This window comes from Streptomyces sp. NPDC001941, assembly GCF_040296945.1.
In the GTDB taxonomy this organism is placed as follows: Bacteria; Actinomycetota; Actinomycetes; order Streptomycetales; family Streptomycetaceae; genus Streptomyces.
This window is the reverse complement of record NZ_JBEOYE010000194.1, coordinates 1-6,030: the sequence shown is the minus strand read 5'-3', so window position 1 is coordinate 6,030 and position 6,030 is coordinate 1. Positions and strand designations below refer to the sequence as shown.

Sequence of the window (6,030 nt, the reverse complement as noted above, 5' to 3'; positions counted from 1 at the left end):
GGAGATCGCGCGGGCCGCCAAGGACGCGGGCACCCCGATCCGCATCGGCGTGAACGCCGGCTCCCTGGACGCCCGGCTGCTGAAGAAGTACGGCAGGGCCACCCCCGAGGCGCTGGTGGAGTCCGCGCTGTGGGAGGCGTCCCTCTTCGAGGAGCACGACTTCCGGGACATCAAGATCTCGGTCAAGCACAACGACCCGGTCGTCATGGTCGAGGCCTACCGGCAGCTGGCCGCGCAGTGCGACTACCCGCTGCACCTCGGTGTGACCGAGGCGGGCCCGGCCTTCCAGGGCACCATCAAGTCCGCCGTGGCCTTCGGCGCACTGCTCTCCGAGGGCATCGGCGACACCATCCGGGTGTCCCTGTCGGCCCCGCCCGCCGAGGAGGTCAAGGTCGGCATCTCCATCCTGGAGTCCCTGGGGCTGCGTCGGCGCCGCTTGGAGATCGTCTCCTGCCCGTCCTGCGGACGCGCCCAGGTGGACGTCTACAAGCTCGCCGAGGAGGTCACCGCGGGCCTGGAGGGCATGGAGGTGCCGCTGCGGGTGGCCGTCATGGGCTGCGTCGTCAACGGGCCCGGCGAGGCCCGCGAGGCCGACCTGGGCGTCGCCTCCGGCAACGGCAAGGGCCAGATCTTCGTCAGGGGCGAGGTGATCCGCACCGTACCCGAGTCCAAGATCGTCGAGACGCTGATCGACGAGGCGCTGAAGCTCGCCGAGCAGATGGAGAAGGACGGCACGCCCTCCGGACCGCCCGCGGTCACCGTGAGCTGAGACCGGATCCGATCCGATTGGGGGACCGAGCATGACGATGCTGGAGAACATCAGGGGCCCGCAGGACCTGAAGGCGCTCTCCTATCCGGAGCTGGACGAACTGTCCGGTGAGATCAGGCAGTTCCTGGTCCAGGCGGTGGCCAGAACCGGGGGCCACCTCGGCCCCAACCTCGGGGTGGTGGAGCTCTCCGTCGCCCTGCACCGCGTCTTCGACTCGCCCGTCGACCGGATCCTGTGGGACACCGGTCACCAGAGCTACGTGCACAAGATCCTGACCGGGCGCCAGGACTTCTCCAAGCTGCGCGGCAAGGGCGGCCTGTCCGGCTACCCCTCCCGCGAGGAGTCCGAGCACGACGTCATCGAGAACTCCCACGCCTCCACCGTGCTCGGCTGGGCCGACGGCCTGGCCAAGGCCAACGAGGTGCTCGGCCGCGAGGACCATGTCGTCGCCGTCATCGGCGACGGGGCGCTCACCGGCGGCATGGCCTGGGAGGCGCTGAACAACATCGCCGCGGCCAAGGACCGCCCGCTGATCATCGTGGTCAACGACAACGAGCGCTCCTACGGGCCCACCATCGGCGGCCTGGCCAACCACCTCGCCACCCTGCGCACCACCGACGGCTACGAGCGCTTCCTGGCCTGGGGCAAGACGGTGCTGCAGCAGACCCCGGTGATCGGCCAGCCGCTGTACGAGTCGCTGCACGGCGCCAAGAAGGGCTTCAAGGACGCCTTCGCGCCGCAGGGCATGTTCGAGGACCTGGGCCTGAAGTACCTGGGCCCCATCGACGGCCACGACATCGCGGCCGTCGAGTCGGCGCTGGTCCGCGCCCGGCGCTTCCACGGGCCCGTCCTGGTGCACTGCCTCACCCAGAAGGGCCGCGGCTACCCGGCCGCCGAGCAGGACGAGGCCGACCGCTTCCACACCGTCGGCGCGATGGACCCGCTGACCTGCGAGCCGCTGACGCCGTCCGGCGGCCCGTCCTGGACGTCGGTGTTCGGCGAGGAGATCGTGCGGATCGGCGAGGAGCGGCCCGACGTGGTGGCGGTCACCGCGGCGATGCTGCACCCGGTCGGCCTCGGCCCGTTCGCCGCGCGCTTCCCCGACCGGGTGTGGGACGTGGGCATCGCCGAGCAGCACGCGGCGGTCTCGGCCGCCGGGCTCGCCACCGGCGGGCTGCACCCGGTGGTCGCCGTCTACGCCACCTTCCTCAACCGGGCCTTCGACCAGCTGCTCATGGACGTGGCGCTGCACCGCTGCGGGGTGACCTTCGTGCTCGACCGCGCCGGGGTCACCGGCCCCGACGGCCCCTCCCACAACGGGATGTGGGACCTTTCGGTGCTCCAGGTCGTGCCCGGGCTGCGCATCGCCGCCCCGCGCGACGCCGACGAGCTGCGGGCCCAGCTGCGCGAGGCGGTCGCCGTGGACGACGCGCCGACCCTGGTGCGCTTCCCCAAGGAGTCGGTGGGGGAGCCGCTGCCCGCGCTGGGCCGGATCGGCGGCCTGGACGTGCTGCACCGGGACGAGGAGCCGGAGGTGCTGCTCGTCGCGGTCGGCGTGATGGCCCCGGTCTGCCTGCAGGCCGCGGAGCTGCTCGCCGGGCGCGGGGTGCGGTGCACGGTGGTGGACCCGCGCTGGGTCAAGCCGGTCGACGAGGCGCTCGCGCCGCTGGCGGAAGCGCACCGGCTGGTGGCCGTGGTGGAGGACAACAGCCGCACCGGCGGCGTCGGCTGGGCCGTCGGGCAGGCGCTGCGCGACGCCGGGGTGGACGTCAGGCTGCGCACCTTCGGCATCCCCGAGCAGTTCCTCGCCCACGCCAAGCGCGCCGAGGTGCTGGCCGACATCGGGCTCACTCCGGTCGAGATCGCCGGACGGATCAGTGCCGCACTGGCACACGAGGAGAACGATCGATGAGCAAGGAGTTCGACCTGGCCCGGCTGCTCGCCGAACGCGGCGCCGAGCGCTACGAGCTGCACGCCAGGCACCTCAACCACCAGCTGCCGCGGATGCTGCACACCATCGGCTTCGACAAGGTCTACGAGCGGGCCGAGGGCGCGTACTTCTGGGACTCCGAGGGGCACGACTACCTCGACATGCTGGCCGGCTTCGGCGTGATGGGCCTGGGCCGCCACCACCCGGTGGTCCGCAAGGCCCTGCACGACGTGCTGGACGCCTCGCTGGCCGACCTGACCCGCTTCGACTGCCAGCCGCTGCCCGGGCTGCTCGCCGAGAAGCTGCTCGCCCACAGCCCGCACCTGGACCGGGTGTTCTTCGGCAACAGCGGCACCGAGGCGGTGGAGACCGCGCTGAAGTTCGCCCGGTACGCCACCGGCAAGCCCAGGATCCTGTACTGCGCGCACGCCTTCCACGGACTGACCACCGGTTCGCTCTCGGTCAACGGCGAGGACGGCTTCCGGGACGGCTTCGCGCCGCTGCTGCCCGACACCGCCGTCGAGCTGGGCGACCTGGCGGCGCTGGAGCGGGAGCTGCGCAAGGGCGACGTGGCGGCGTTCGTCGTCGAGCCCATCCAGGGCAAGGGCGTGCACGAGGCGCCGCCCGGGTTCCTGTACGCGGCGCAGGAGCTGCTGCACAAGTACCGGGCGCTGCTGATCGCGGACGAGGTGCAGACCGGCCTGGGCAGGACCGGCGACTTCTACGCGTACCAGCACGAGGCCGGGGTGGAGCCGGACCTGGTGTGCGTGGCCAAGGCACTGTCCGGCGGCTACGTGCCGGTGGGCGCGACCCTCGGCAAGGACTGGATCTTCAAGAAGGTCTACTCGTCGATGGACCGGGTGCTGGTCCACTCGGCGAGCTTCGGCTCCAACGCGCAGGCCATGGCCGCCGGGCTCGCGGTCCTGTCGGTGATGGAGGACGAGAAGGTCGTCGAGAACGCCCGGGCCACCGGCGAGCTGCTGAAGTCCCGCCTGGCGGCGCTGATCCCGCGCTACGAGCTGCTGCACGACGTGCGGGGCCGGGGCCTGATGGTCGGCATCGAGTTCGGCAGGCCCAACTCCCTTGGCCTGCGCAGTCGCTGGACCATGCTCCAGGCGGCCCGCAAGGGGCTGTTCGCGCAGATGGTGGTGGTGCCGCTGCTCCAGCGCCACCGCATCCTGACCCAGGTCTCCGGCGACCACCTGGAGGTGATCAAGCTCATTCCGCCGCTGGTCGTGGGCGAGGCGGAGGTGGACCGGTTCGTGGCCGCGTTCGAGGCCGTCATGGACGACGCGCACGGCGGCGGCGGACTGATGTGGGACTTCGGCAAGACCTTGGTCAAGCAGGCGGTGGCCAACCGCTGACCGGTCCGTACCGGGATTCCGCGGCGATCCTTCCGCGGGACTTTTTGCCTCCGAGGCAAGAAATTTGCCTCGGAGGCACGTTCCCTGGCCCAATGGAGGCATGAGCCTTCCTGACGGAGGAGCGGCCCCCGGCGTCGAGGGTACGCCCGAAGCGCTGCCGGACGTCGCCCCCCAGCTGCGGGCGCTGCGCCGCCGCCGGGGACTGACCCTGGAGGCCGCCGCCCAGCGCGCCGGACTGTCGCCCGCGCACCTCTCCCGCCTGGAGACGGGCCGCCGCCAGCCGTCGCTGCCGATGCTGCTGGGCCTGGCCCGGATCTACGGCACCACCGTCTCCGAGCTGCTCGGCGAGACACCCCCCGAGCGCGAGCCCGTCATCAGGGCCGGGCTGATGGGCCCCGCCGAGGCCGACGGCTGGAGCTACCGCAGGGCGGGCGGCGCGGGCCGCGCGATGCAGGCCCTGCGGGTGAACGTCCCCCACGGCGCCCAAGGCGACCTGGTGCGCGTCCACCCCGGCGAGGAGTGGCTGTACGTCCTCGAAGGCCGGCTCAGGCTGACCCTGGGCGAGACCACGCACCTGCTCGACCCCGGTGACAGCGCGCACTTCGACTCGCTGACCCCGCACCGCATCGGCGCCGCCTCCCGCGGCGGCGCCGAGCTGCTCTTCGTACACACCCTGCTGCAGAGCCCCGACCCGCACTTCCAGGAGGAACGCCATGGCTGAGGACGGCGCCCAGCGCATCGACGCGAAGAAGCTGGAGACGAAGTTCCCGCGGGGCCTGGTGATCAGGCTGTTCGCCTACCTGGTGGCGGGGCACCTGTTCGCCGCGTTCCTGTACCTGATCTTCACGGTCGGCGAGAAGTGAGCGCGGGCGCCCGCTGTCAGAGGCCCTAGCCCTCCAGCAGGCGCTCGCGCAGCCGCTCGCGGGCCGCGTCGTCCAGGCCCAGGCCCTCGGACAGGTAGCGGTCGGTGGAGCCCCAGGTCTCCTCGATCGTCTCGAAGGCCGCGCCCAGGTACTCGGCGCGCGCGTCGAACAGCGGCGCCAGCAGCTCCATCACCTCCGGCGACATCGCGTCGGCGGCGGAGCTGGAGCGGCGCACCTTGTAGCGGCGGTGCGGGTCGTTGGACTTGAGGTAGTCCGCCTCGATCGCGTCCCGCTCCACGCCCACGGCCAGCAGCGTCACCGCGATCGACAGGCCCGCGCGGTCCTTGCCCGCCGCGCAGTGCATCAGCGCGGGGACGCTGTCCTCGGCCAGGGCGCGCAGCACCCGGCCGTGGTCGGCCGTGCGCTCCCTGACGATCACGCGGTACGTGTCCGACATCCGGCGGGCGGCCTTGCCGTCGGCCAGCAGGCCGCGCAGCTCCGCGGTGTTGCCGTCGCGCACCATCTTCCAGAACTCGGCGCCGTCGGCCGGGTCGGTCAGCGGGATGTTCACGTTGCGCACCCCCGGCAGCTCGACGTCCGGGCCCTCCAGCTTCTGGTCGGCCGCGTTGCGGAAGTCGAAGACGGTGTGCAGCCCCAGCGTCGCCAGGAACGCCGCGTCCTCGGCGGTGGCGTGCGCCAGGTGGCCGCTGCGGAAGAGCACGCCCGGACGCACCCGGCGGCCGTCGACGGTCGGCAGCCCGCCCACGTCGCGGAAGTTGCGCACCCCGCTCAGCTCGGGTTCGGTCGACGGGACCTGCGGCACCTGCGTCACGGCGGCTCCTCGGGTGTCTGCCGTCGGCACGGGTCGCCGACGGTGCGCTCGCTCCCCGACCCTACGACATCGGTACCTGGGGCAATCATCTGCGGGACGGGCCCGGAACCGCCCCGGTGCGCGGCGGCCGTGCCGGTGTTCCTTCCGGCTCCTCCCGCCTTTTCTTTCCGCCCGGCAGCCCGGTCATGCGCCCCCGCCCGCCGCCCCCGCCCGACTGCTCCCGCCGCCCGGCCGCGCACGGCGCGCACCACCGCCACCCGGGCGCACGCCGC

The 6,030-nt window shown here is 72.5% G+C and carries 6 protein-coding genes; 5 read left to right on the top strand and 1 reads right to left on the bottom strand.

Annotation, left to right across the window (positions count from 1 at the left end):
- The 5 genes from ispG to ABT160_RS46055 all read left to right on the top strand — a co-directional run.
- A partial coding sequence (ispG, locus tag ABT160_RS46075; protein WP_351656155.1) for a flavodoxin-dependent (E)-4-hydroxy-3-methylbut-2-enyl-diphosphate synthase occupies positions 1-769 on the top strand: 769 nt, incomplete at its 5' end.
- A gap of 31 nt (positions 770-800) precedes the next feature.
- On the top strand, positions 801-2,681 hold the full coding sequence (gene dxs / locus ABT160_RS46070; RefSeq protein ID WP_351656153.1) for a 1-deoxy-D-xylulose-5-phosphate synthase: 1,881 nt from the start codon (positions 801-803) through the stop codon (positions 2,679-2,681).
- On the top strand, positions 2,678-4,063 hold the full coding sequence (locus tag ABT160_RS46065) for an aspartate aminotransferase family protein (RefSeq protein ID WP_351656151.1): 1,386 nt from the start codon (positions 2,678-2,680) through the stop codon (positions 4,061-4,063). The genes dxs and ABT160_RS46065 overlap by 4 nt, the downstream gene beginning before the upstream one ends.
- Positions 4,064-4,163: 100 nt before the next feature.
- Entirely contained in the window at positions 4,164-4,784 is a 621-nt protein-coding gene (locus tag ABT160_RS46060; protein WP_351656149.1) for an XRE family transcriptional regulator, read from the top strand.
- Positions 4,777-4,926: a DUF6126 family protein gene (locus tag ABT160_RS46055; RefSeq protein WP_351656147.1), complete on the top strand. Its 150-nt coding sequence runs from the start codon at positions 4,777-4,779 to the stop codon at positions 4,924-4,926. Before ABT160_RS46060 ends, ABT160_RS46055 begins: the two co-directional genes overlap by 8 nt.
- A gap of 25 nt (positions 4,927-4,951) precedes the next feature.
- Here the strand turns inward: ABT160_RS46055 and ABT160_RS46050 are convergent, their stop codons facing one another.
- Positions 4,952-5,758 carry a tyrosine-protein phosphatase gene (locus tag ABT160_RS46050; RefSeq protein ID WP_351656145.1) on the bottom strand — a complete coding sequence of 269 codons (807 nt, stop codon included), beginning with the start codon at positions 5,756-5,758 and terminating at the stop codon, positions 4,952-4,954.
- Positions 5,759-6,030: the final 272 nt, after the last annotated feature.

Excerpts from the sequence above, each read along its gene's own strand:
- dxs (WP_351656153.1), top strand. The coding sequence starts at position 801 with ATGACGATGCTGGAGAACATCAGGGGCCCGCAGGACCTGAAGGCGCTC.
- ABT160_RS46065 (WP_351656151.1), top strand. The coding sequence starts at position 2,678 with ATGAGCAAGGAGTTCGACCTGGCCCGGCTGCTCGCCGAACGCGGCGCC.
- ABT160_RS46060 (WP_351656149.1), top strand. The coding sequence starts at position 4,164 with ATGAGCCTTCCTGACGGAGGAGCGGCCCCCGGCGTCGAGGGTACGCCC.
- ABT160_RS46055 (WP_351656147.1), top strand. The coding sequence starts at position 4,777 with ATGGCTGAGGACGGCGCCCAGCGCATCGACGCGAAGAAGCTGGAGACG.